This window comes from Paenibacillus sp. UNC451MF (assembly GCF_000686845.1).
In the GTDB taxonomy this organism is placed as follows: domain Bacteria; phylum Bacillota; class Bacilli; order Paenibacillales; family NBRC-103111; genus Paenibacillus_S.
This window is the reverse complement of the sequence record NZ_JMLS01000046.1, coordinates 1-22,417: the sequence shown is the minus strand read 5'-3', so window position 1 is coordinate 22,417 and position 22,417 is coordinate 1. Positions and strand designations below refer to the sequence as shown.

The window sequence follows — 22,417 nt, the reverse complement described above, 5'->3', positions numbered from 1 at the left end:
GGAAGTATCTGAACAATATCCAGTGTTGCAGATGTGCGCGCCTTATGAGGAGCCTTTGTATGCGATCATCACGTTGGAAGACGGAGCTCTCAGCATCGAAGGAAGGGAGACCAGCTTTGTAAGCTCGACCCCATTGGAATGCGGTCACTCCAATTCTTATGGCGGGCACATAGTGACAGCCCGGATATCTGATCGTGTGTTGAAATTTTAACGAGTATAGTTGGAGAGACGGGTGCCGGATGCGCCCGTCATTCTTTTTTTTCGACAAGCCTAATATCCATTTTTTATTTGTTATTTTTCTACCACAGTTTCGTAAGTATTATTAAATTAGGGGGATTCCTATTTATGTTAAAGCGAGTCGATGTAGCCATTGCGCTGATATGGGATGAAGCGGGTCAAAATGTAGTGATGGTCAAGAATAAAAATGGCAACGGAGCGTATTGGAGCTTGCCGGGCGGAGCCGTTGAACCGGGTGAGACTTTGGAGCAAGCTGTACTAAGGGAAACCAAGGAAGAATCCGGTTTGGAGGTAAAAGTAAAGGGTTTACACTCGGTCAGAGAAGTATTTTTTACAGAAGCGGGACATCATGCTTTATTATTCACTTTTGAAGCGGTCATCGTTGGAGGAGAGCTAGAAGTATCCGATCCCGATGAGGAAATTACTGAGGTTAAATGGATGGCAGTGGATAATGCGAATGAGCTGTTTGCCAATCTCCCCGTCAAGATGGTTATAAGCCGAGATTACAAAATTCCTGTGTATTCATTCCATGGAAATGTATAATAGTCTTATTTAAGACTTTAAACACCACTCAGAAGCCCTCTATTAGTGTAACCTTAGTAAACTGTCCGGCACCTTTGTCGGGCGGTTTTTTGTTGTCCTGACGCTCAAATTTAATATGTAAAAATTTATAATAAAAAAATTAAATCGTAAAAAAACACAACGTCCCGTAATTAAGACCGTTTTGGTCGGAGTCGAAAATAGGTTAAGATATGTTGAGATTAAAAATAGAAATAGAGATAAAACATCAGGAGAGAAGGATTACTATGAAAAAAGCAGTAAGTATGGTCATGGTTACAGCGCTTGCAGCCGGTTCCATAGCAGGTTGCTCTACCAAAGGTGAGGAAGCACAAAGCTCGGCAGGTAAAACAGGGGATAAAGGTCCATTAAAATTTTCTATCGCTTATCCGATCACTTCAGGCGACGGTTACGCACAACGTTCCCCTGACTTGAACAAGGACAAATGGATTCAAAGATTGAACAAGCTGACTAACACGGAATTGGATGTACGCCTGATTCAACGTGAAAAAATGAGCATGATGTTCGCTGGTAACGATCTTCCAGACGTGCTTGGAAGCTTGGATATGCCAACAGGGAAAGATATGGCGGGTTCAGTAGAAGCCGGCGTATTTATGCCTTTGGACGATCTTTTGAAAGAATATGCTCCTACCGTGTATAAGAAAGTTCCTAAAGCAGCTTGGGACTCTGTAACGTACAAAGGTAAAATTTATGCAATTCCAAGCTATTTGACGAATCCATCCCGTCGCGGTACTTATATTCGTACGGATCTTTTGGAAAAAACAGGATTGCCAGTACCTACAACGGTTGACGAGTTCTTGAATGTATTGCGTGCATTTAAGAAGCTGGGCGTAGAAAATCCTTACCAAATGCGTGAAAACTTCAAATATGCCGACGTTATTTTGGGCGCTTTTGACGTGCTTCCGTATAAGGATCAATTTGAAAAGCAAGGCGATCAAATCGTGCCGAAGTTTTTTGATGTAGAAAACATGCAGAAAGCTTTGCAAACGTATAAAACCATGTACGATGAAGGCTTGATGCCAAAAGACTTTGCAACGATCTCCTCCACAGATTACAGCAAAAACATTAATGCTGGTAAATCGGGTATCTGGTCGGCTAACGTTGGGACAGGCTTGAAAGACTTCAGAACGAATCTTAAAGCTGTAGATCCTGCCGCTAAGGTCGATGTTATTGCTTCTCCTAAAGGACCTGAAGGAAAATCGGGATACTTCTTGTATTCCCCAATGGTTAGTGCTTACTATATCAACAAAAACGTTGATAAAGAAAAAGCTATTGGCATCATGAAGTTTGTTGAATGGATGGCAACCGATGAAGCAGAAAAATTCTTCAGCTTAGGTGTTGAGGGAGAAAACTATACGGTTGAGAACGGAAAAATCAACTATAAAGTTCCGACGAATAAGGAAGAGACTCAAGAAGAATCTTTCCGTACCACGTTGAAGCTGGCATCGGACTCTACTTATAACAAGCTTCAATTAAGCGTGAGCCAAGATGGTCAAGACATTTTGAAAGCATTTGATACTGTTCTATCCAAAGAGGGCTTGCCAGGTATCGGCTTCAACCCGGATCTGAAAGCATTCTCGAAATATCCAGATTTGACTCCGCTTGGTGATACAGGTCCGAAATTAATCATCGACCATATGGTCAAAATGATTTACGGCAAAGAGCCAATCTCCGATTGGCCGAAAGTTATCGAAGAGTACAAAGCTAAGGGCGGTAACGAAATCGTCAAGGAAGCAACAGAAAGATACAACAACAAAGACGGCATCGCCATCTTCAACAATCAATAACAATAAGCAAAGCTTGGTTCAGTTTTCTGAATCAAGCTTTTTTTGTTTTCTTATGCATTCCCGTAAAATAACAAAAACCACCGGCAAGGGTGGTTATCTTATGTGTATCGAGTTATTAAATATCATAAACCTGTTTTTGACAGATTTTAAGCAAAGGGTGCTATCTTCAGCTCCTATAATAGTAGTATAACCGATTTGAAAATATAAGTCTATATTTTTCCTGTAAAACCTATTATTGTTATTGAAGCCGGCCGGCAAAAGTAATTGTGAAGAGAGGTAAAGGATGGCAGCTAAAAAAATTAGAACGGCATCACGAGCTATCATCATAAAAAACCAATCGCTGCTTGTATTACGGAGGACCGGATTGCAAGGCGAATTTTATGTGCTGCCCGGCGGAGGGCAGATGCATGAAGAAGCGATCCAGCAAACGTTAATTCGGGAAGTACTGGAGGAAGTGAACCTTCATGTCAACCCAGAGCATCTGCTGTTCATTAATGAATTCATTGGGAAAAGAGACTCCAGATTTCCGCACCATGAGCAGGATGTTCACCAGATCGATTTTACGTTCTTATGCAGCATGTCGAACGAGCAAGAAGCCCAGGTAGGCGCACAGCCTGATGTTCATCAAATTGGAATTGCATGGATTCCTTTAGAAGAAATCACAGATTACAGGATGCATCCGAAGGACGATCTGAATTTTATTATGGGTGCTCCTGGACGCGATGCTTTGGCAAGTTGGATTCAGAATGGGTTTGAAAAAAATACTTTATTTCTATAGGAGGCCAAAATGCAGATCTTAATGATCCGACACGGGGAGTCTGAAGCGGATATATTAAAGGTGCACGAAGGAAGAGCGGATTTCCCGCTAACCGAGCTAGGCCGCAAGCAAGTCAGACTTATGGCGGAGAAGGTGAAGAGGCGATTCCCTCCTGAATTCATCTGGGCCAGCACCTTAAGAAGAGCGAGTGAAACGGCGGGTGTGCTAGCTAACACCGTAGGATGTCCAGTTCAGTATGAGGATGAGCTTATGGAGCACAATAATGGAGTATTAGCCGGGTTATCTTATGAAGAGGCCAAGAAGTATCCAAGACCCAAAGAGGCTCATGAACGGATTGAAAACGGGGAGTCGGATATCGAGTTCCGTATGAGAATTGAAGTTATCTTTTCCCGAATACTGAGCTCATCCTCATACGATAGAATTGCCATTGTAGCTCATGGCGGGGTGATCAATAATCTGTTGAGATCTTTTTTGAAAATGCCGGTCACTAAAGAGTTCGGATTTCACAACGGCGACACAGCCATTCATCTTGTGGAAATTACGGCGAGCCAAAGCAGAAGGGTTCATTTCTTAAACGATACTTCGCACCTTGAAGCTTTAGAATTAGAGCTACCTTGACGGGTAAATCTTAGGGGATAAGATAACCTTTAGATCATGATTCCAAGTAAGCGTATCCATTATGAAAGTTTTGTAAAATGCTTATTTTGTACGTGCAATAGGGTTGGAACTGTGCTACGATACCTTGAGTTTAATGGAACGGAACGAAAAAGAGAAGGTGACATCATGGATTCCATTCAAGGGAAGCAGCACGGAGGAAGGACGGAGCAGTTCAATTTATTTTTTCTTACATGGCCGATATTTTTGGAAGTGTTTCTGTTTATGCTTATGGGTATCGCCGATACGTTTATGCTTAGCGCGATTTCGGATAATGCTGTTTCAGGCGTGGGTGCGGCGAATCAATACTTGGGTATTGCCATCCTCATTCTGGAGGTTATCGGCAACGGGGCTTCGATTGTCGTAGCGCAGTATATCGGCTCCCGTAAGCTCATAGAAGCGGCCAAAATATCGGCTCATGCCGTTACACTTAATTTGCTAGTCGGCCTGCTGATCAGTGTAGGGTTTATTTTGTTCAGTGGCAGCATGCTTAAGTCGTTAAACCTAACGGGTGAGATACTAGTTCATGCGCAAAACTACTTGCATATCGTGGGTGGCGGTATTTTTTTGCAGGCGATCATTAATTCGTTGGCAGCGATCATTCGGGTTCACGGCTTTACTAAGCACGCGATGCTTGTGTCGCTAGGCATGAATATTGTGCATATAGTGGGGAACTACACATTGATTTTCGGTCACTTTGGCTTCCCTCAGCTGGGTGTACAAGGTGCCGCTATTTCATCGATAGGAAGCCGTGCCTTGGCAGTGCTTGTCTTTCTATGGCTTTTGTATCGGGTAATGGAAGTGCGTATTGAGTGGAAATATTACTTCTCCTTATCGGTGGAATATATCCGTAATATTTTGAAAATCGGGATTCCCTCCGCTATGGAGCAGGTAATGTACCATGGCTGCCAAACGATCTTCTTATTTTATGCAACCTTCCTCGGGGCGGAGGCGTTGGCGGCAAGGCAATATGCATCGAACATTTCGATGTTCATTTACTTATTCGCTATTGCCATCGGGATGGGTACCTCCATTATCGTAGGTCGATTGGTGGGGGCGAACCGACAAGACGAAGCTTACAGCAGAGTATTATCCAGTGCGCGTTGGGCGAGTGCGGCGACATTGCTGATGGTGGCCGTAGTTATTGTGCTCCGCAAACCTCTTATGGGTTTGTTCACAATAGATCCTGAGATCATACGTCTAGGGGCGAACGTGCTTCTGCTGAGCATAGTGTTGGAAACAGGGCGCACGATCAATATTGTGCTGATCAACTCGCTGCGTGCCGCGGGAGATGCCAAGTATCCATTATGGGTTGGTATCTTTACGATGGTAGGGATGAGTCTATCGTTAGGCTATTTGTTCGTGTTCAAGCTGAACATGGGCTTGGCTGGCATATGGCTTGCTATCGCTTCGGATGAATGGTCGCGAGCAATTATTATGTACTTCCGCTGGAAGAGTCGTGCTTGGGAGAAGCACGGGCTTGTAAGGCACGAGTATAAGGAGCAATCAGCGAGTATATAAGCAGATCAGTTGACGAAAAAAAGGAGCCGCTAGGGCTCCTAAATCTGACGAGAACCTGTTTTACGTGAAATTTGCTATATAGGTAGGTGGGGTATGCCTCGGAGGAGTTTACGTCCGCCTTTGAAATCCATGAATATACCGCTAATTCTAATCAAATTCATGGGTTTCAACAGCGGCTGGAGGGGCATATTCCACTGGAGTATACTAGCAAGATTTCAAGTTTTACATGTTCTCGACAATCTGAGGAGCCACTAGGGCTCCTTTTTTATGTCGAGAAACTCAATTATTCAGAAGCTGGATGAAAGCGTGAGGTGGGGTATTCCTTGGAGGAGCGGAAGCGTCCGCCTTTGTTGTCGGGAAATCCCCTGTAAAGCGAATAAATTGAAAATTTCCCGATAACAACAGCGGCCGGAAGGGAATACCCCACCGGAGTTTCTCGACAGACTTAAGGAGCCGCTGGGGCTCCTTATTTATTCATAGGCCATGACCCAATATTTCTCTTCTCCTGGACGACCTTCCTCAACAACCTTCTTCCAACCGTTACGCTCATAAAACTTCAATGCTTTATGATTTTTAGATACGCATTTTAATCGCAAGGGTTTATTCATATTCTCGGTGGCGGCTTGCAGTAATTGACTGCCGACTCCTTTGCCTGAGGAATCAGGATGAACAAAGAGATTATGAATGAAATTGTCCGGCAAGTACAGCGACATAAATCCCATCATATGGTCATCATCTTCTGCTACAAGGATTAACTCGTCTAGTGTGTGTTTATCAAAGTCTTCTAAGGTCATTTCATTGGCATTTTCCCACTCAAAACTATTGCGACGTGATTCCAGGTATAGCTTTCTTAATTCGGGGTAGTCTACTTCAGTTGCTGTTCTAATATTCAATGGTTCACGCTCTCTTTCATTTGCCATTTTACATGCATCTAACGTTGATAGCTTCATTAATAGTAACACGAAAGATCTGTGTTTTAAAAAAATAAGCAGTAAATTATCGTAGCGGATACGATAACTACTGCTTGTTTTTTTAATCCTCGGCACGAGTTGATACGTTCATATGCAAGGAGCCTCCCTGCTTCTCCGCTCGATATAGCAGAGAGCAAATGATCGCTATAGCTGCAATCACCGTCATTCCCCAAAAAATATTGGCGTAAGCATGTGTGAGTGGCAAGCCTTTCTGCATGGTGAGCGAGGTGCCTGTGACGGCAACACTGAATGCACCGCTAAAAAATTGCAGAAGCTGAAACAGTCCCATTCCTGCGCCGATATGCTCTTTAGGCACGATGCGAGATATTTCGTTGGATACGCTAGTCGTCAGTGCCGAGAAGCTGACGCTGAGCAGCATGTAGGTAACTACAATGGCGTAGACGGAATGAACCGCCAATAACGCGAACAACGCAGCGGCTGCAATGAGCAGCCATGGTGCATAACGGAACAGAACGCTGTTGCCGAAGCGGTCGATCATTTTGCCTATCCAGGTGGAAGCCAGCATCGATAGAACAGCTCCAGGGAACAATACTAGACCAGACTGTCCTGGTGTCAAAGCATATAGATGAGCCAGGATTTGGGGAACAAGGAATAATGTAACGAAGCTGCTCATGTAGGCCATAACTCCGATAGCATTAAGATTCATATACGACTTGTTGCCGAACAGGGATGGCTGAACGAACGGATTGCTCGTGCGTCGGATACGCATCCAGAACAATACCAGGGCAAGCACCCCCGCAGCCAGCATCCACCAGGAACGATTTGTCAAGAATAGTAGCGAGCCTGTAGTTCCGATGGCAATTAGCACGGCTCCCGCTATATCAAATGAACCTCTTTGAGGCTGTTCCTTTGGCAGCAGCTTGTAGAATACGGGAACCAGCAGCAGTGTAACTGCCGTAACGAGAAATAAATCGTTCCACCCGAAATATTGGGTAATGGAGCCACCGATGACAGGGCCAAGTCCAAGACCAAGCGAGCTGGCAGACATCACGATGGACATCGATTTACCGCGTCTCGATAAAGGAATGTAGCGGGTAAGAAGAACAATGCCTAGTGCAGGCACAGAAGCGGCCCCAGAAGCTTGAATAAGACGTGCGATGAGCAGCGGGACAAAATGATGGCTGAAAAAGCCAAGCACGGAAGCTGTACCTAGGGAAAGCAGTCCTATCGTGAAAAGCTTTCGGATAGGTACGAAATCGGACAGCCGAGAATACGTAATGGATGAAATAGCGAAAACAATGGAATAGCCTGTAACAATCCAGGAAGCCGCTACGGAAGTTAAGTCAAAATCCAAAGTGATTTGGGGTAAGGCAAGGTTGAACATCATCGTGTTCATTACTACTAGAATAACGGTAAATCCAAGAAGCGGGATGACCCACTTTTCATTAAAGCTGTTGCCAGTGTCAGCAGCGGATGATTCGGGATGTGTAGAATTGGTATTCATAGAGCCTCCTTAAAGGTAGATATCCGTCCCTTTTATGTGAAAAGCCTATACGTCAAGGTGTTCGGCTTTAAAGTTCGATTGTTATCGAACAATAGAAATATATCATGAGATGTGTTATAATTCAAGAAGAAAAGTGTAAATTTTTTGAAAAACAAAGGGGGAGCGGTCATTGAAGATTTTATTTCATCCCGCCGTTGACGATATACACCTGTGCTCTGTCCTTTATGCTTTAAGCGATCCGGTCCGTCTGAGCTTGGTCAGCAAAGTTGCTCAGCAAGGGGCTCAGCCGTGCAGCTCATTTGAGCTTCCTGTAGCCAAATCAACGGCTTCCCATCATATTCGGACCTTGCGGGAAGCAGGGGTAGTACGCGTTCAAATCCAGGGTACCCAGCACATTGTGGATCTTCGCAAGGACGATTTGGAGGCGCGGTTCCCAGGACTGCTGGATGCCGTTTTGAATGCGGTTACAGTCTAGGCTTATGATATAAAGAAACCCTCTCCGTAAAATGGGGAGGGTTGTTTGGCTTTGATTAGAGTTCTTGTGATTCTGAACGAAACATTTCCATAAAATGAACAAGCGCAGAGGTTAACAATGTATCTTTGCGGCGTATAAAAACGGTTTGAACAAGGGCGTGCTGATTCGGTAAAGGATGCATTTGAAGTGAACCCTCATGAATATAGCGCTCCACAACGGATAAGGGCAGCAGACTGATACCAAGTCCGGCCTTAACGCAGCCCAGTATGGCTTCAAGGGAGCCGAATTCCATGATTTTATCGGGGAATATGCCATCTTGATGCAGCAAGCTTTGCAGTTTGGCTCGATAGGAGCAGCCTTGACGAAAGACCAGCATAGTGCGATTTTGCAGATCTGCAGTAGCGGTGAGGCGCGGGTGAAGAGAGTCTGTAATCAGCGCCAGTTCTTCCTGTAACACATTCATCTGCAGCAATTCAGGATGCTCGACGGGGCCGGCGACAAATGCGCCATCCAACTCATAGTGGAGCACGGCTTGAATATGGTCCTCTGTTGGACCTGTAGTTAGCGTCAGATCAACGTTCGGATAAGTGCGGTGATAGCTTACCAAGTACTCTGGCAGCCGAACCGCAGCGGTTGTTTCCATTGAACCGATACGCAATGGGCCGTTCGGCAACGGATCATCCTGCATCGCTTGGGCAGATTCCTCTATTAGCTGGAATATCCGCTCTGCATAAGCAAGCAGAGTATGCCCCTTGGAGGTAAGAGTAATACCGCGGTTATGGCGGTAAAATAAGGTGGTATGAAAATGACTTTCCAGCTGCTGAATTTTCGTCGTTACATTCGATTGTGCATAATTTAGTTCTTGTGCCGCCTTGGTAATGCTTCCTGTTCGCGAGACGGTTTGAAACACCTTCAGGGCATGAAGATCCATGGTGGGTCACCTTTCTTTTAGATATCTCTATTTCAGATTGCTAATATCTTATATTTATATTATATCAGATGGAAGGTCATCGTTTATGATAAAGAAAGCTTAACGTAGCAGTTATCTTTTCAGAAAACTTTTAGGAGTTGAAACCATGACCAGACATCCGATGTTTCATGTCCTGGGAGGTGTATTAGCTCTAAGCGTCGCGATGGGAATCGGGCGGTTCGCCTACACGCCGATGCTGCCTTTTATGCAAAAGGCTGTGCATTTTTCCGATGCAATCTCCGGTTATCTTGCTTCTAGCAACTATGCAGGGTATTTGCTCGGGGCGGTTCTGGCCGGCATCTTCTCATGGCAAGGGAAACGAACTGTATTCCTCCGACTTAGCTTGTCTGTGAGCGTACTGTCTACAGCCTGCATGGGTTTAACGGATAGTGTTCCGGTATGGTTCGTACTGCGGTTTCTCTCGGGGCTTGTGAGCGCGTTTGTTTTTGTGCTTTCCTCCAGCATTGTGCTCGATGTTCTTGCCTCCAGAGGCAAGATGGTATGGTCGGGGATTCTGTACGGTGGAGTAGGCTTGGGTATCATGGCGAGCGGGCTGCTCGTTACGATAGGCAGCACCTTATGGAGCTGGGAAGGAGTATGGGTAGCCCTTGCAGTAATGGGCGTGGCAGGCACTGTTTTGCCATGGATATGGGTGAAGGAAGAAGCTCCCTCAGAGGCTCCAACTCAGACGAACAACCAGACGAGCCCCCTTCCATCGAGCAAGTGGCTTCCATGGCTGATAGCGGCTTACGGCCTGGAAGGCTTGGGGTACATTGTTACAGGTACTTTTATTGTTGCGATAACAGATCAAATTCCTGCCTTTGCCGGGCATGCGGTATGGGTATGGACCTTGGTTGGCCTTGCGGCAGCCCCCTCCTGCATTCTATGGGCTGCGCTCGCGAAGCGCCGGGGATACGTCCGTATGTTAATCGTATCGATGTTCCTTCAAGCTGTAGGTATCGTGCTGCCAGCTGTATGGCCAACGCCCTTAGGTTCCTCAATAAGCGCAGTCTTATTTGGAGCCACTTTCATGGGAATAACTAGTATGGCTACTACGTTGACGCGGCAGATCAGTCCGACGCAAAGCAGCCGAATGATCGGAATTTTGACGGCCGTCTATGGATTAGGTCAAATGTTAGGACCGACAGGTGCAGGCTTGCTGGCCTCTCTGACCCATAACTACAATGGAGCTCTGTGGGGAGCGGCAGGCGTCGTCTTGTTAGGGGCATGTTTCTTAGGTACGGGAATATCATATGAACAAAAAGAAAAGAGGTAATTGACTATGCCATATGTCAACATTAAAATCACTAAGGAACAAGTTACACCCGAGAAAAAAGCGGAATTAATCCGCGGAGTCACGCAGCTGCTGGTAGATGTGATGGGAAAAAATCCGAACACGACCGTGGTTGTGATCGATGAAGTCGATACGGACAATTGGGGCATTGGCGGGGAAACCATCACGGTTCGCAGACAGCGGGAAAAATAACATTTTTCCGGTTAGCCTTTACTTTTTCAATTTACAGTGTATAATACGAACAACATACACAATATCCCGTAAGAGCAGGGGACGCAAATCACTTGAAGTGATTTTGCGTCCCTTTTTGCTGCTTATCACATTCCGAAAGGGGAACGAACGTTACGTCATAATAAATGCCGATGATTTTGGAATATCCACCTATGCCAATGAGGCAGACAAACAAAAAGACAGCCCCGCTTTCAGCTTAAGCAGTGGGCTGCCTATTGATGAAATGTGAAGCCTTCCATCTTACAAAAAACGAAGCACGGTTCTAATCTCCTGAACGCACATAAAAACGCTTGCGGGATTGACGATGAACCAACCTAAGCCGGTAATAAGCATACATAAGCATGTAGTACGGGTAAGACTAAGCAAAGGGTCTGTTATGCGCAAAGTACTCCCCCTCCGTTCGTGTTCTGCTGCTATAGCATATGCACGAATAGAGAAGTTTGTCCGTGGTGGAGAGAGCTTCAGCTTCCAATTTTTCGGCTTAAATCAAGTACTTGAGAAGACAGCCTCCGCCAGCAAAGCGTAGGATTGAAGCCGCTTCTTGTAGTCCTTGATCATGGTGACGACGATGAATTCGTCCACACCGTACAGGAGCGATAATTGCTTAAGACGAGACGCAATATTGTGCGGTGTTCCTACCAGCCATTTGCGGCTGGAGGCTAGCGATGAAGCTGGCTCGTCCCCAGAGCCCTCCTGACGGAACGCAGTCATGCTACCAGTCGCGGCTAGTTGCTCTGCGTCTTCCTCAGTTTCGGCGCAAATAACCCCAACCGCTACGATGGTCTGTGGAGCCGGGGATAGTGGGGATGGAATGAATGCATCGCGGTAAGCAGCAAGCACTTCCTCTCCATCCACATCGCTCATGAACTGCCCGAACACATAACCGGCTCCGATCTCTGCGGCGTAAGCGGCGCTTTTGCGATTCGTGCCCAGCATCCACAACTCCGGTGGCACAGGGGGAGTAGGGCGTGCGGTCACCTTATGCCCATCAAGCTCGAAGCTGCCCTCTAGCAGCTTAGTCAACTCCTTCAGTGCTTCTGGAAGCAGGCGGACATTCTCAAGGAAATTGCCGCTAAGCGCTATACTTACATGCGCTGACCCGCCTGGGGCTCGGCCAATGCCGAGATCCACCCGTCCCGGGTACAAGCTGGCGAGCAGGTGGAACGATTCCGCTACCTTGAGCGGCTTATAATGCGGCAGCAGCACAGCCCCCGATCCGAGCCGGATGCTTTCCGTTCTCGCTCCGATATGAGCTAAGAGTACTTCTGGAGCGGTGCAGGCCAGGTTAGGCATGTCATGATGCTCTGCCGTCCAATACCGTTTGTAACCCAATTGTTCTGCTGTCTGGGCCAACTCAACGGCCTTGGCTAGCGCGAAGGTGGCATCAGCTTCATCTAGAATGGGAACCAAATCCAATACACTAAGCTTCAATGCCTTCATATATTCTCCTTTCTTGCTTAACTTTTTCCTAGATGCGTCGCAAGACCAGACTCCGATGAGCGGTTCAATAGGCTTATCATATATTCATCTGTGCGCTTCCTCATCATTTCGTCGGTTAATCCATTCATACCGAAAGCTTCCCAGCCCGGGTCTACGGTGGGGGAACCGAAGAGGGTATCCATTAACGATAAGAGATCCCAGTAAGGATCGTAACGAAACCTTTCCCCAGCGTGAAGCATGTACGCGGACAAGAACGCGTCGGCAGCGGGTATTCCATGCAGCAGGGCCAAGTCCCGTCGGCAATGTCCGACATCGATGGCTGCCGGTCCACGGCAGCCATTTGCCCAATCGACGACACCGCTGATTTTCTCACCGATCCACAGAACGTTGCCTGGATGATAATCCCGGTGGATGAAGCAGGGCTCAGCGGCAGGTTGTGGCCCTTGGACGATGCGGATTGCAGCATCCCATAACTGAGGAACATTCGACCAAGAGGGCTTCTCAGGAGAAGCCACATCGATATAGGGAGAATAAATCCAAGGGAAATCGTTCGCCTCCACAGAGTGTATAGCTGCAAGAGTCTCGGCAAGCCCATTCACCCAAGACTTAAGATCAGTTGGCTCCAGTTGGACTCTTCCCTCGATCCATGTCATGAGGACAGCGGGCATGTCGCATTCGCTACCGGTTACGTCACAAGCGATAAGCTGTGGCGTTGGAAGTCCCGCCTTGGCAGCCCATCGAAGACATTCGGCTTCATGATGGGCTGCATCAGGCTCCTCAAGCAGCCATTCGGTATTATCGAACAGCCGAAGGACGACCTCCTGCACCGTTTCTTCCACTTCCAACGATAGGTGGAGTATGAGGGAAGAAGTGCCTCCAAGAAGCTGGCGAACCGAGCGAACGACTGCACGAGAATGGATGGAATGAATAACCCATTTTAAACTGCGTTCAGATAAAGCGTAATCGGACATCAGCTGCTTCTCCTTCATTGGTTTTCAATTATTTGTTATTTATTGTATCATACCCATTTGCAATATCTCAGGAAATGTTCGAGTAAGAAAACGTGTTGACAAACAGGAAAGTTTATCCTATTGTATTAAGTGTACTATATGTATTAATACACGCAGTTATATAGTGGATCCATTTCCAAACAAGGGGTGAACTACCTTTGCCAATTCATATTGATGAGCGCAGCACGACCCCTATATGGGAGCAAATCGTTCAGCAAATTAAGGAACTTATTTTGAAAAAGGTGCTTAGACCTAATGATAAGCTGATGTCTGTTCGCGAGCTTGCATCCTCCTTGCTGATCAATCCGAACACGGTTAGTAAAGCATATCAGGAGCTTGAGCGGCAGCGTATTATTGAAACTCGAAGGGGGAAAGGGACTTACGTTACGGAAGCCTTATCCTCCGTACAAGGAAATGAACAGAAGATCAAGGAAATCCGGGAGTCGTTAAAGCTGCTAGTCATGGAATCATCCTACATCGGTATCAGCCGTGACACGTTGGTCCAATGGATCGACGGATATTTGAAGGAATGGGGAGGAGAAGACGATGTTAACCGTCCGCAATCTTAGTAAGCAAATCGATGGGCAGTCGATTATTGAAGGCGTTGATTTCGAAATCAATAAAGGTACGATCACTGGGCTGGTTGGCCGAAACGGCGTAGGGAAATCGACTTTGTTAAGACTGCTTGCCGGGATTCTGGACCCGGACAACGGCGAGGTGCTGTTGGAGGGAGTCAATCTGACGGCCCATCCGCAGGTCAAGCAATCGATGTACTACGTTCCTGATTCCATGAGCATGTTCAACAACTACAATGTCAAAGAATTGGTCCGGCTGCATCGTCATATGTACGAACAATTCGATGAACAGGCGCTTTACGAATGGATGGAGCGGTTCCAGCTGCCTACTAATCGTTCGATACGCAGTTTTTCCAAAGGCATGAAGGCTTTGCTGTTCATGATTGTGGCTTTGTCGACTCGGGCGAAACTGATATTGCTGGACGAGCCGACGAACGGCTTGGACGTTATAGTGAAGAAGCAGATCATGCAGCTGCTTATAGAGGATGTATTCGAACGGGGGACGGCTCTTCTGATTTCCTCCCATCATTTGCAGGAGCTGGAGAAAATGGCTGACGTCGTTATGATGATGAACGATGCGGAGATTGAATCTATCATCCGTATCGAAGAGCTTCAGCAAACATTCAAAAAAGTTCAGGTAGCGTTTGCCGACACATCGAGTAATCCATTGAGCACTCTTGGCGATATAGAGGTACTAACGCAAGTCGGAAGAGTAACGACGCTGCTCATCAAAAACGATGTGGACCGGTCGATGCAGGTATTGGAGAATAGCCGCCCGCTGCTGCTTGAGGAGCTTCCAGTAACCATAGAGGATTTGTTTATTACCAAGCTGGGAGGAGATAGGCATGCTTCATAAAGGACTATGGTTTCAAAATTATAAGCAATCCAAATACATACTATGGGCGCTTTGGGTCGTGGCCATCATTAGTGGTTTCCAATTTTATGACCATGCGAGCAATGTGGCGGGGAATGTTCAATACTACTTGGAGCAAGGAAAGAACACTTTTCAATATTATTTTGGTGCCGATCTGGAGACTATTTCCGCGCTTCAGCTTATACTTTGCGTTGGTCTTGCCGCCTTTTTCGTAGGCTTCGGTCGAACGAATCAGACCCTGGAGCTTACCTATGCCATGCCTGTAAAGAGAGAGCATATTTATTTGTCCAAATGGCTGCTCGGTTTAATTCACATCTTCGGTGCATCTACCCTTGGCCTTATTGTTCAATTAGCGGTGGTCCATACGACCATTTTGAGCAGCTACTTGCCTGATAATTTAATATGGATGTACTATGTCCACCAGCTTTTCATTCTTTGCGCAGTATTCAGCTTTTCTCTTTGGATTGGATTTATCGGGGGGAGTGTCTTCTCTCAGGTCATCCTCTGCATCATTATACCTCTTGTTCCCTATGGCTTGTACGGACTAATTAAGGAAGCTGTTTCACTGCACTATTTTGCCCTTGGCATAACAGAAATACGGGAAAATTGGTTATTCCGCCAAGCGACAAGCGCCTGGTTTGAGCAATTATCGTTTCCTATCAAGCTGATTAATATTAGAGAGATATTCCGATTAGCGGAAAGCCAGCAAGGGATTTCAAAGGAACAATTGGAGCAAATTAGGCAATTATACTTTGGAGTAAAAGCGTTAATCGTTCCTCTAATTGTTACAGCAGGCAGCTTATGGGGAATGATACGGATGGCAGGCAGATCAAGAAACGAAAATAACGGTAAACTTTTGTTAAATGATCGCTTTCGTCCCTATTTAATTGCTGGGATCATTGTGTGTGCATTTTTGTTTGGAGGAGCTCTTCTGGAGAACATGCTGGGTACTCATTACTATGGTAAGGAAGGGGAGTACTCACATAGGTATGTAAACAACTTAATTATTTTTTATGTTTCAGGGGCGATCTCTGTGGTTATTGTTTACGGAATTATTCGTAAATGGCTTTGGGGTAGAGTGACACTTACCAAAAGCCGGGGCAGTGCGGGATAGATTATATTAAAAAAAGATATGAAATAGGTAGACAGAAATTAGGACCCGCTGGGGGTCCTTTTATTTTCATACAGCTTAAAAGGAGGAACTTCCCTCTAAACGGGAGCCATTTGTTTTCAGAAAAGCATCCTGCTGAAGCATGCCTGAACTTATCATCCACTCGAATCCTTGTTCGACAACGCTTATCAAATATTCAGCGGCTTTGGGATCTTTGTCATATAATGCACGTAAAGATACGGCAAGATGCTCAATTCGGGTACCTACATCATTCTCGATATACGGCTCAACCTCGTTGGCCTCTATTATTTGAAATTCATTTTGCAACTTATTGATGATTTCCAGCTGAAGCGTCCTCGTTTTACCCGATTCGAGGTTGCTTAAATAATCGGGGGATACCCCCAGCTCTCTAGCAAAATCCATAATGTCCACGCCTCGCTGCTGCCGCATTGTTTTGATATACAATCCAATCTCGTTCATTCCATCACCGCTCTCAGAAAAGGTTATATTGTCCAGTATGGACGGGATTGCTGCCGTATAACCATCAGGTGCTGAATATAAGAGCAGGAGTGGGAGCTCTGCAGATTGGAAAAAATGCGTGTTGACCTTGCCGTTACGTTAAGCTTTATGATGAATGCGAACCGGTTCATTCAACTTAAGGGAGGATTTAATATGCCAGATCATGATGCAATTTATCAACAAGAAGCAGACAAGTATCACTTGATGATTTCCAAACAAAAACCGCTGCTTTCAACCATCGAAGAGCTGGTCGGCTTGGAAGGACTCGATATTCTGGACCTGGGAGCAGGCTCAGGCAGATTTACGGTTGAATTGGCATCGAAAGCCAAATCAATAGTCGCTTTGGATCATTCCGAAGCCATGCTGAAGATAGCCGCTAATCGTTTGCAGGAGGAGGGCTATACTCATTGGAGAACCGTGGTTGCAGACCACAGATCGCTTCCATTAGAGGATCATAGCGTGGATTTCATCATTGCGGGCTGGACGGTGTGTTACCTGACAAATGCCGATGTTCCCGATGCTTTGGACAATTTGAGGCTAATTATTGCGGAGATGAAGCGTGTGCTCCGACCTAACGGCATGATTCTTATATTTGAAACGATGGGCACAGGGGAAGAACAGCCCAATCCGCCGGAATTTTTGAAAACGTACTATGCCGCTCTCGTTCAAGATTACGGATTTCATCATAAATGGATTCGCACGGATTATACATTCGATAATATTCAACAAGCGGAGCAGATAACTAGATTTTTCTTTGGAGAATCCACGGCGAAGCGGGTTGTTGAACGGAATTGGACTCATTTGCCGGAATGCGCGGGAATGTGGTGGCTAACTCTGTAGCAGAATTTTAAGTTCATGGGTTTCGTTAAGAAGCCACTCCATACTAAGGAGTGGCTTTCTCTGTGCTTTCACTTGCATTCCATTTATTATCGGTTCAATTCATTCTCCACTATATTCTAAGATCTCCACCAAGCAAGAGACCGAAGCAGGCTGCGTTCAACAGAAAAGTAATTCCCGCACCAATCAGTAATCCTTGAAGGATGCCTCTATTCTTACGAAAAAGAATTAAAGCGGGAATCAGGTAAACGAGTTGCGCGACACTTATGAAGAAAAAGGCAACAGGAACAATGAACAGTAACAGATGCAGCAGCAGCAACAATCCGATACCCTTCCATACCTGCAAGGCATGGCTTGGCGGGTTAATAGGAGGAGAAGGATTCAGTCCTTCAGGCTCTTGGACACTAGGGATTGGTTCTTCTTCGTGTTGATTGTTATTCGGTGCCTTAATGTCATCTTCACTCATTAGTGATACCTCCTGCCTGTAAATCGAATTCAGCCCGTAGTTCGGCTAGCTTCTTTTCCTGATCTCCACGATAAAACATATTATATGTATCAAACGGGATGATTCTTCCATCAGGGTGAACGATATGGACACAAGATTTTTTGACGGAACGCACATCAAAATTGTATCGATCCAGAAACTGCATAACAATAACACGGAACACATTATCGTAGCTGATATTGTCTGGAACGGCGACCATAGGCAAACAGCATAGCAGGTTTTTAAGTGAAAGTGCTGAAGAGGTTGGAGAATGGGCTGTCGAGAATAGCTCGAAAATTTTCGATTTGAGCGTCTGATCCTGCTCGAATACGATGGTGTTGCGACCGCCTTCCAATAAGATTTGCGGATCCATCAAACCCGTAAGAGGCAGCACTTCTTCACCAAGCTTCAGCGCGTAACCCATCGCTAGGCAATCGGGATGGCATGGAACAGGGATTATATCCTCGGCACGGAAAACGCCAGATTGCTCAATAATGCGTTGACGGACCTCGCTAAGTGTCAGACGATCCTTTGCTGGGTCGTAATCTTCTAAACGTCCTGCAGCTTGAATAGGCTGGAAGGTAACGCCGCGCACTGCAGGCTGCTTCAGGCCGAACTGAATAATGTCCCCGATCTCATTATCATTTAACCCTTTTTTTAAGGTAACGACTAATGTAGTCGAGATGTTGAATTCGTTAAGATGTTCTAACGCCCGGCGGCGAATGTCCCGCAAATCAGCGCCTCGCAACTCTCGTAATGCTTCCTCTTGAAAGCTATCGAACTGTAAGTAAATTTCAAAGCCAGGCATATAGTTCGCTAATTTTTTAGCGAACTCACGGTCTTGGGCAATTTTAATGCCATTGGTGTTAACCATAATGTGCTTAATCGGTTTGCTTTTGGCAAGGTCGAGAATATCAAAGAACTGAGGATGGATTGTCGGTTCTCCACCACTAATTTGCACAATATCGGGTTCACCTTCGTTACGGACGATAGCATCGAGCATTTTCTCGATCTGTTCTAGCGAGCGCCATGATTCCCGGTGCGGCGAAGACTCTGCATAACAGATTGGACATTGGAGGTTACAGCGGTCTGTGACCTCGATTAATGTCAGGCAGCTATGCTGCTCGTGATCGGGACAAAGCCCGCAATCATACGGACAACCATAGCGTATCGGTGTGTTCCAATGCTGGGGCATCTCAGCAGGCTTTAGAAACTCGCGGCACTTCTTGTAATAGGCTGCGTCGTTGGCGATTAATACTTTTTCGCGGCCATGCTTGCCACAATATTTGAGCAGAAATACTTGATCATCCTCTATAATGACCTTAGCTTCCACCTTTCGCAGGCACTGGGAGCAGATGCTGTTCGTAAGCTCGTAAAAGATGTAGGGTCTATTTTTAGTTAACATTGTTGTATTCCTCCTTATGAGTGTTTGGTGATTTTGCGATCCATTTGGACAATAAAACCATGTAATAGATCAAGCCCACGAGACAAGCTAGCTGGATATTATTAAGGCCTAGAAAGGGGTGAGGTGTTGGCTTGATAAAGTCGATCACAAAGCGAAACGAGAGATATCCGGTCATAAATAGTTGAAAAAGAGCTCCATCTGGAATTGTCTTTGAAGTTGGGGGTGTCAGGATTGCACGCATATTCATCCGGTGTTTCCATCTAAGCAGTGAACCGCCAAGCAGGAGCAAGAATGCAATTTCATATAGCTGTGTAGGATGACGGGGGATACCATCGCCAAAATCAACGCCTGTAAGCCAAGATGTAGGAGTGCCATAAGTATGGTCATCAAGTCCAGTCATAAAGCAGCCGATACGCCCAATTGCCATGCCCAAAATAATCGGTAGTGCCATATCATCTCCAGTTGAACGAGTAATGCCAACGCGCTTTTTGATCCACTCCACACCAATCAGACCACCAAGAAGTCCGCCAATAATCGTTTTTCCCTCCATTAAATAGGTGTAACTATGCCAGTTTTCTAAAGATTTCATAGGATCCTCCAGCCAATACAGCACTTTAGAACCAATGGCAGCTCCTAAGATCGCGCCTACTATGACCCACAAGCCTTGTTCTGCCGGAATCTTGTCCTTACTACGAGTGTGTAAGTACACACGAAAACCAATAAAATAAGCTAATGCTTCAAATATCATATGAGGGTGCAGTTTTATAAAACCAAGGTTGATCCAAATGGGGAAAGTCATTGCAGTCTCCAATCATGTCGCTTTTTTTGGCTGTATTGTTCCAGATTAACTATATTATGGAGGAGTAATTCTCTATAAATTCTCTTAATCTATGGGATAATCCTTGTGTTGCGAGGAGGAATTTGGCAAGTAGAGATAAAAAAAGAGGACATTCCTGGTTGAATGTCCTTAGGTGACCCACATCCCTCAATGTATAAGCCGCTTCGCTTCCAAATAAAGCACCTGCACGAATTTCTTCGTGTTGATCTTCGTTTGTGTCAGGGAGGGATCGGCGTCGTTTTGCAGCTCCATCATTTTTTTTCGGATTTCGGTGAAGTCGAAGTATTTCGAAGCGATGTTCTCGAACTTCGGGTTGGAATAATCGGTCAGCCCGAGGGAGGCGACATGGTTCAACGTCTGGGAAAGTGCCCGTCGTACGCGCTGCTCCGAGGCTTTGATCTCTTTGGCGATGTCGGAATCCGATGCCGAGCTTCCCAGCTTGCGTAGGGCTACGCCCCGGAAGATCTCCTTAAGGGACGGAAAGTAATGGGGCTCAACGGCCGTGGTTTCGTATTCATATAAATATTCAAGCATGTCGAGAAGATCCTTGCTTCCGGCTTCTCCGATCATACCAAGCTCGGACAGTAGTGAGCGGCCTGAGGAAGTAATGCCCGGCTGGGCATTGGCCGCATCGGCCCGATCCAGCGACTTGCCCAGGTTCAGGACTTGCAACGATTTCTGGATATCTTGTATCGACTTCTGCAGACGCAACCGCTCTTCAACTTTACGGATGACAGCAATCACCTCCAGCCGATTAATCGGCTTGGCTATATAATACTCGATGCCGAGCGAGTACGCTTCGCCTATCATATCTTTGGTCTCAATCTGCGAGATCATGATGATTTTGCCGCTGAACAACGGCACGAGCTCCCTAACGGTTTGAATGCCGTCACGAAGTGGCATGAGCAGATCGATCAGCAAAATATCGACTTTCTTCAGCTCCAGCAGCTCAGCATATACCTGAGATCCGTCCTCGGCTTCTCCTACAACCTCTCCCAAAGCTTCGTCTTCTATAATATCAAACAGCATGGAGCGGATACCTTGATCATCATCAACAATAAAAAAACGCATGACAATTATCCCCTCTTTGTTACTTGATGTAACGGCAAAATGATGGTAAACACCGTTTCGCCCTCCCCGTCATCTTCTTGCAGTTCGAGCCGGCCTCCCAGAGACTCCGCTACTTCCAGGCTATAGAACAATCCCATCCCTGTAGACGGTGTACCGGAAGGATCGTATTTGGTCGTGTAGCCGGGAGTGAAAATGCGCTCCCTTCGTTTGGCGGGAATACCTGGACCGTTATCGCTCACATGAATCTTTATGTATCCGTCGGAAAGGACGGCCGTTATTTGAATACAACCTTCTTGGTCCATAGACTCGACGCTGTTGGCCACCAGATTGTTTACCAGTGTAAGAATCGTAAATACGTGCAGGGCGGGCAGCGCCGTGTCGATATCGAGGCGGAACCGGATCGATTTGCCCAGCGACTCCGCATATTTCTTATTGGTACTGACGATAAGACGCCCTATTTCTTCAGCATCCATATAATCGGCCGAGCCCTGCTCGTAAATGAGCTTGGACAGACCAGCGTAGATACGTTGGTTGTCTTTTTTGATCTCATGAACCTTGCCGGAAATGAGTAGAGCCCGCTCAGCGAGCGTGCGGATTTGCCCAGGACGTCCTTCCTGTTCTGCTTGAAGCAGACTGCGGTACAACTCATAGCTATCCCTAGTAATATTCTCAGCGTACTGCAGCGTCTTCTTGAGCTGAACCGATTCTTCATACAAATTGGATATGAGCACCAACGTATGTTCATTTTGTTTCCGCTGCTGTTCCTCGCTCAATACGGCCTGCCGCAGTTGAATGATGTTGTACAAGCCAAGCACGAAAAAGCTGCGGACCATCGCGATCAGCACGATTTTCCCATAAGCTTGCCAGTGAATGAAATCTTCAATGATCGTCGGCCTGAACGCCAGCTCGGCGAAAGTAGCTCCGGTTTCGGTAATAATATCCAGGGCGCCGACCCGCAGCGGCTGATAAGGCTGCTTATTCAAATTCAGAATCTGGAACAAGCAAGCGTATGTCGCATAGTAGAAGAAAACCGGGTAATGCAGCAGCAACAACTCTTGAAATGACCGTCCGGTAGGATGCAGAAACCCGTCCCACAGCAGCCGGAATACAACGACATTGAATCCGACAATCAGACCCGACAAGAATGGGGGAATGGTTCGAATCCATAATAAGAAAAAGAAAAAAACCGGCGTTCCCAGACTGATTCGAAACGTATCGTGAAATGGGAAAAATTTGATTTCTCCGGCTAGCGGAACCGCAATCATCATAAACAGCAATGCGGTAATAAGTT

The 22,417-nt window shown here is 46.2% G+C and carries 24 protein-coding genes; 13 read left to right on the top strand and 11 right to left on the bottom strand.

Annotated features, from left to right (window positions below):
* From BP97_RS41265 to BP97_RS0129620, 6 genes are all read left to right on the top strand, one after another.
* The coding region (locus tag BP97_RS41265; protein ID WP_028552354.1) for a hypothetical protein at positions 1 to 211 on the top strand (211 nt) is incomplete at its 5' end.
* Positions 212 to 345: 134 nt separating this feature from the next.
* Positions 346 to 780 (top strand): NUDIX hydrolase, encoded by a 435-nt coding sequence (locus tag BP97_RS0129640; RefSeq protein WP_028552353.1) that lies wholly within the window; start codon positions 346 to 348, stop codon positions 778 to 780.
* Between the two features lie 263 nt (positions 781 to 1,043).
* Positions 1,044 to 2,603: an extracellular solute-binding protein gene (locus BP97_RS0129635; protein WP_028552352.1), complete on the top strand. Its 1,560-nt coding sequence runs from the start codon at positions 1,044 to 1,046 to the stop codon at positions 2,601 to 2,603.
* A 283-nt stretch (positions 2,604 to 2,886) separates the two neighbouring features.
* Complete coding sequence (locus BP97_RS37855; RefSeq protein ID WP_051621047.1) at positions 2,887 to 3,381, top strand: NUDIX domain-containing protein; 495 nt, start codon at positions 2,887 to 2,889, stop codon at positions 3,379 to 3,381.
* Positions 3,382 to 3,390: 9 nt separating this feature from the next.
* Positions 3,391 to 3,999, top strand: a complete 609-nt coding sequence (locus BP97_RS0129625; protein ID WP_028552351.1) for a histidine phosphatase family protein — start codon at positions 3,391 to 3,393, stop codon at positions 3,997 to 3,999.
* Positions 4,000 to 4,164: 165 nt separating this feature from the next.
* Positions 4,165 to 5,556, top strand: a complete 1,392-nt coding sequence (locus BP97_RS0129620) for an MATE family efflux transporter (RefSeq protein WP_028552350.1) — start codon at positions 4,165 to 4,167, stop codon at positions 5,554 to 5,556.
* Between the two features lie 470 nt (positions 5,557 to 6,026).
* Here the strand turns inward: BP97_RS0129620 and BP97_RS0129615 are convergent, their stop codons facing one another.
* On the bottom strand, positions 6,027 to 6,449 hold the full coding sequence (locus BP97_RS0129615) for a GNAT family N-acetyltransferase (protein WP_028552349.1): 423 nt from the start codon (positions 6,447 to 6,449) through the stop codon (positions 6,027 to 6,029).
* A 139-nt stretch (positions 6,450 to 6,588) separates the two neighbouring features.
* On the bottom strand, positions 6,589 to 7,992 hold the full coding sequence (locus BP97_RS37850) for an MFS transporter (protein WP_051621046.1): 1,404 nt from the start codon (positions 7,990 to 7,992) through the stop codon (positions 6,589 to 6,591).
* Positions 7,993 to 8,161: 169 nt separating this feature from the next.
* Here BP97_RS37850 and BP97_RS0129605 point away from each other — a divergent pair, with 169 nt between their 5' ends.
* Positions 8,162 to 8,467, top strand: a complete 306-nt coding sequence (locus tag BP97_RS0129605; RefSeq protein ID WP_028552348.1) for an ArsR/SmtB family transcription factor — start codon at positions 8,162 to 8,164, stop codon at positions 8,465 to 8,467.
* A gap of 55 nt (positions 8,468 to 8,522) precedes the next feature.
* Here BP97_RS0129605 and BP97_RS0129600 read toward each other — a convergent pair whose 3' ends face one another.
* Complete coding sequence (locus BP97_RS0129600; protein WP_028552347.1) at positions 8,523 to 9,398, bottom strand: LysR family transcriptional regulator; 876 nt, start codon at positions 9,396 to 9,398, stop codon at positions 8,523 to 8,525.
* A 145-nt stretch (positions 9,399 to 9,543) separates the two neighbouring features.
* Here BP97_RS0129600 and BP97_RS0129595 point away from each other — a divergent pair, with 145 nt between their 5' ends.
* Complete coding sequence (locus tag BP97_RS0129595) at positions 9,544 to 10,713, top strand: YbfB/YjiJ family MFS transporter (RefSeq protein ID WP_028552346.1); 1,170 nt, start codon at positions 9,544 to 9,546, stop codon at positions 10,711 to 10,713.
* A 6-nt stretch (positions 10,714 to 10,719) separates the two neighbouring features.
* Positions 10,720 to 10,923 carry a 2-hydroxymuconate tautomerase family protein gene (locus BP97_RS0129590; protein ID WP_028552345.1) on the top strand — a complete coding sequence of 68 codons (204 nt, stop codon included), beginning with the start codon at positions 10,720 to 10,722 and terminating at the stop codon, positions 10,921 to 10,923.
* Between the two features lie 525 nt (positions 10,924 to 11,448).
* Here BP97_RS0129590 and BP97_RS0129580 read toward each other — a convergent pair.
* Together BP97_RS0129580 and BP97_RS37845 are read right to left on the bottom strand one after the other, a co-directional pair.
* Positions 11,449 to 12,402, bottom strand: a complete 954-nt coding sequence (locus BP97_RS0129580; protein WP_028552344.1) for an LLM class flavin-dependent oxidoreductase — start codon at positions 12,400 to 12,402, stop codon at positions 11,449 to 11,451.
* Between the two features lie 17 nt (positions 12,403 to 12,419).
* Positions 12,420 to 13,373: a phosphotransferase family protein gene (locus BP97_RS37845; RefSeq protein WP_051621045.1), complete on the bottom strand. Its 954-nt coding sequence runs from the start codon at positions 13,371 to 13,373 to the stop codon at positions 12,420 to 12,422.
* Between the two features lie 197 nt (positions 13,374 to 13,570).
* Between BP97_RS37845 and BP97_RS0129570 the strand changes: the two genes are divergently transcribed.
* From BP97_RS0129570 to BP97_RS0129560, 3 genes are read left to right on the top strand one after another with little or no spacing between them, the layout of a single operon-like run.
* On the top strand, positions 13,571 to 13,981 hold the full coding sequence (locus BP97_RS0129570) for a GntR family transcriptional regulator (protein WP_028552343.1): 411 nt from the start codon (positions 13,571 to 13,573) through the stop codon (positions 13,979 to 13,981).
* Entirely contained in the window at positions 13,959 to 14,843 is an 885-nt protein-coding gene (locus BP97_RS0129565) for an ABC transporter ATP-binding protein (protein WP_028552342.1), read from the top strand. Before BP97_RS0129570 ends, BP97_RS0129565 begins: the two co-directional genes overlap by 23 nt.
* The gene (locus tag BP97_RS0129560) at positions 14,833 to 15,975 is read left to right on the top strand and encodes a Re/Si-specific NAD(P)(+) transhydrogenase subunit beta (RefSeq protein WP_028552341.1); all 1,143 of its coding nucleotides are present in this window, start codon (positions 14,833 to 14,835) and stop codon (positions 15,973 to 15,975) included. Before BP97_RS0129565 ends, BP97_RS0129560 begins: the two co-directional genes overlap by 11 nt.
* A 75-nt stretch (positions 15,976 to 16,050) precedes the next feature.
* On the opposite strand, the gene BP97_RS37840 is transcribed toward BP97_RS0129560, so the two are convergent.
* Positions 16,051 to 16,452, bottom strand: a complete 402-nt coding sequence (locus BP97_RS37840) for a helix-turn-helix domain-containing protein (RefSeq protein WP_051621044.1) — start codon at positions 16,450 to 16,452, stop codon at positions 16,051 to 16,053.
* Between the two features lie 114 nt (positions 16,453 to 16,566).
* Here BP97_RS37840 and BP97_RS0129550 point away from each other — a divergent pair, with 114 nt between their 5' ends.
* The gene (locus BP97_RS0129550) at positions 16,567 to 17,331 is read left to right on the top strand and encodes a class I SAM-dependent methyltransferase (protein ID WP_331281329.1); all 765 of its coding nucleotides are present in this window, start codon (positions 16,567 to 16,569) and stop codon (positions 17,329 to 17,331) included.
* 109 nt (positions 17,332 to 17,440) lie between these two features.
* Here BP97_RS0129550 and BP97_RS37835 read toward each other — a convergent pair whose 3' ends face one another.
* From BP97_RS37835 to BP97_RS0129525, 5 genes are all read right to left on the bottom strand, one after another.
* Positions 17,441 to 17,794 (bottom strand): hypothetical protein, encoded by a 354-nt coding sequence (locus tag BP97_RS37835; protein ID WP_051621043.1) that lies wholly within the window; start codon positions 17,792 to 17,794, stop codon positions 17,441 to 17,443.
* Positions 17,787 to 19,217: a radical SAM protein gene (locus BP97_RS0129540; protein WP_028552339.1), complete on the bottom strand. Its 1,431-nt coding sequence runs from the start codon at positions 19,215 to 19,217 to the stop codon at positions 17,787 to 17,789. The genes BP97_RS37835 and BP97_RS0129540 overlap by 8 nt, the downstream gene beginning before the upstream one ends.
* Complete coding sequence (locus BP97_RS37830) at positions 19,207 to 20,016, bottom strand: prolipoprotein diacylglyceryl transferase (protein WP_036746767.1); 810 nt, start codon at positions 20,014 to 20,016, stop codon at positions 19,207 to 19,209. Before BP97_RS37830 ends, BP97_RS0129540 begins: the two co-directional genes overlap by 11 nt.
* Positions 20,017 to 20,202: 186 nt before the next feature.
* Positions 20,203 to 21,126, bottom strand: a complete 924-nt coding sequence (locus tag BP97_RS0129530) for a DNA-binding domain-containing protein (RefSeq protein WP_028552338.1) — start codon at positions 21,124 to 21,126, stop codon at positions 20,203 to 20,205.
* A gap of 5 nt (positions 21,127 to 21,131) precedes the next feature.
* Entirely contained in the window at positions 21,132 to 22,391 is a 1,260-nt protein-coding gene (locus BP97_RS0129525) for a sensor histidine kinase (RefSeq protein WP_442952397.1), read from the bottom strand.
* Between the last annotated feature and the right edge of the window lie 26 nt (positions 22,392 to 22,417).

Excerpts from the sequence above, each read along its gene's own strand:
- BP97_RS37835 (WP_051621043.1), bottom strand. The coding sequence starts at position 17,794 with ATGAGTGAAGATGACATTAAGGCACCGAATAACAATCAACACGAAGAA.
- BP97_RS37855 (WP_051621047.1), top strand. The coding sequence starts at position 2,887 with ATGGCAGCTAAAAAAATTAGAACGGCATCACGAGCTATCATCATAAAA.
- BP97_RS0129565 (WP_028552342.1), top strand. The coding sequence starts at position 13,959 with ATGTTAACCGTCCGCAATCTTAGTAAGCAAATCGATGGGCAGTCGATT.
- BP97_RS0129525 (WP_442952397.1), bottom strand. The coding sequence starts at position 22,391 with ATGATTGCGGTTCCGCTAGCCGGAGAAATCAAATTTTTCCCATTTCAC.
- BP97_RS37830 (WP_036746767.1), bottom strand. The coding sequence starts at position 20,016 with ATGACTTTCCCCATTTGGATCAACCTTGGTTTTATAAAACTGCACCCT.
- BP97_RS0129635 (WP_028552352.1), top strand. The coding sequence starts at position 1,044 with ATGAAAAAAGCAGTAAGTATGGTCATGGTTACAGCGCTTGCAGCCGGT.
- BP97_RS0129560 (WP_028552341.1), top strand. The coding sequence starts at position 14,833 with ATGCTTCATAAAGGACTATGGTTTCAAAATTATAAGCAATCCAAATAC.
- BP97_RS0129595 (WP_028552346.1), top strand. The coding sequence starts at position 9,544 with ATGACCAGACATCCGATGTTTCATGTCCTGGGAGGTGTATTAGCTCTA.
- BP97_RS0129550 (WP_331281329.1), top strand. The coding sequence starts at position 16,567 with ATGCGTGTTGACCTTGCCGTTACGTTAAGCTTTATGATGAATGCGAAC.
- BP97_RS0129530 (WP_028552338.1), bottom strand. The coding sequence starts at position 21,126 with ATGCGTTTTTTTATTGTTGATGATGATCAAGGTATCCGCTCCATGCTG.
- BP97_RS0129580 (WP_028552344.1), bottom strand. The coding sequence starts at position 12,402 with ATGAAGGCATTGAAGCTTAGTGTATTGGATTTGGTTCCCATTCTAGAT.
- BP97_RS37840 (WP_051621044.1), bottom strand. The coding sequence starts at position 16,452 with ATGAACGAGATTGGATTGTATATCAAAACAATGCGGCAGCAGCGAGGC.
- BP97_RS0129590 (WP_028552345.1), top strand. The coding sequence starts at position 10,720 with ATGCCATATGTCAACATTAAAATCACTAAGGAACAAGTTACACCCGAG.
- BP97_RS0129640 (WP_028552353.1), top strand. The coding sequence starts at position 346 with ATGTTAAAGCGAGTCGATGTAGCCATTGCGCTGATATGGGATGAAGCG.
- BP97_RS37845 (WP_051621045.1), bottom strand. The coding sequence starts at position 13,373 with ATGTCCGATTACGCTTTATCTGAACGCAGTTTAAAATGGGTTATTCAT.
- BP97_RS0129540 (WP_028552339.1), bottom strand. The coding sequence starts at position 19,217 with ATGTTAACTAAAAATAGACCCTACATCTTTTACGAGCTTACGAACAGC.
- BP97_RS0129625 (WP_028552351.1), top strand. The coding sequence starts at position 3,391 with ATGCAGATCTTAATGATCCGACACGGGGAGTCTGAAGCGGATATATTA.
- BP97_RS37850 (WP_051621046.1), bottom strand. The coding sequence starts at position 7,992 with ATGAATACCAATTCTACACATCCCGAATCATCCGCTGCTGACACTGGC.
- BP97_RS0129620 (WP_028552350.1), top strand. The coding sequence starts at position 4,165 with ATGGATTCCATTCAAGGGAAGCAGCACGGAGGAAGGACGGAGCAGTTC.
- BP97_RS0129600 (WP_028552347.1), bottom strand. The coding sequence starts at position 9,398 with ATGGATCTTCATGCCCTGAAGGTGTTTCAAACCGTCTCGCGAACAGGA.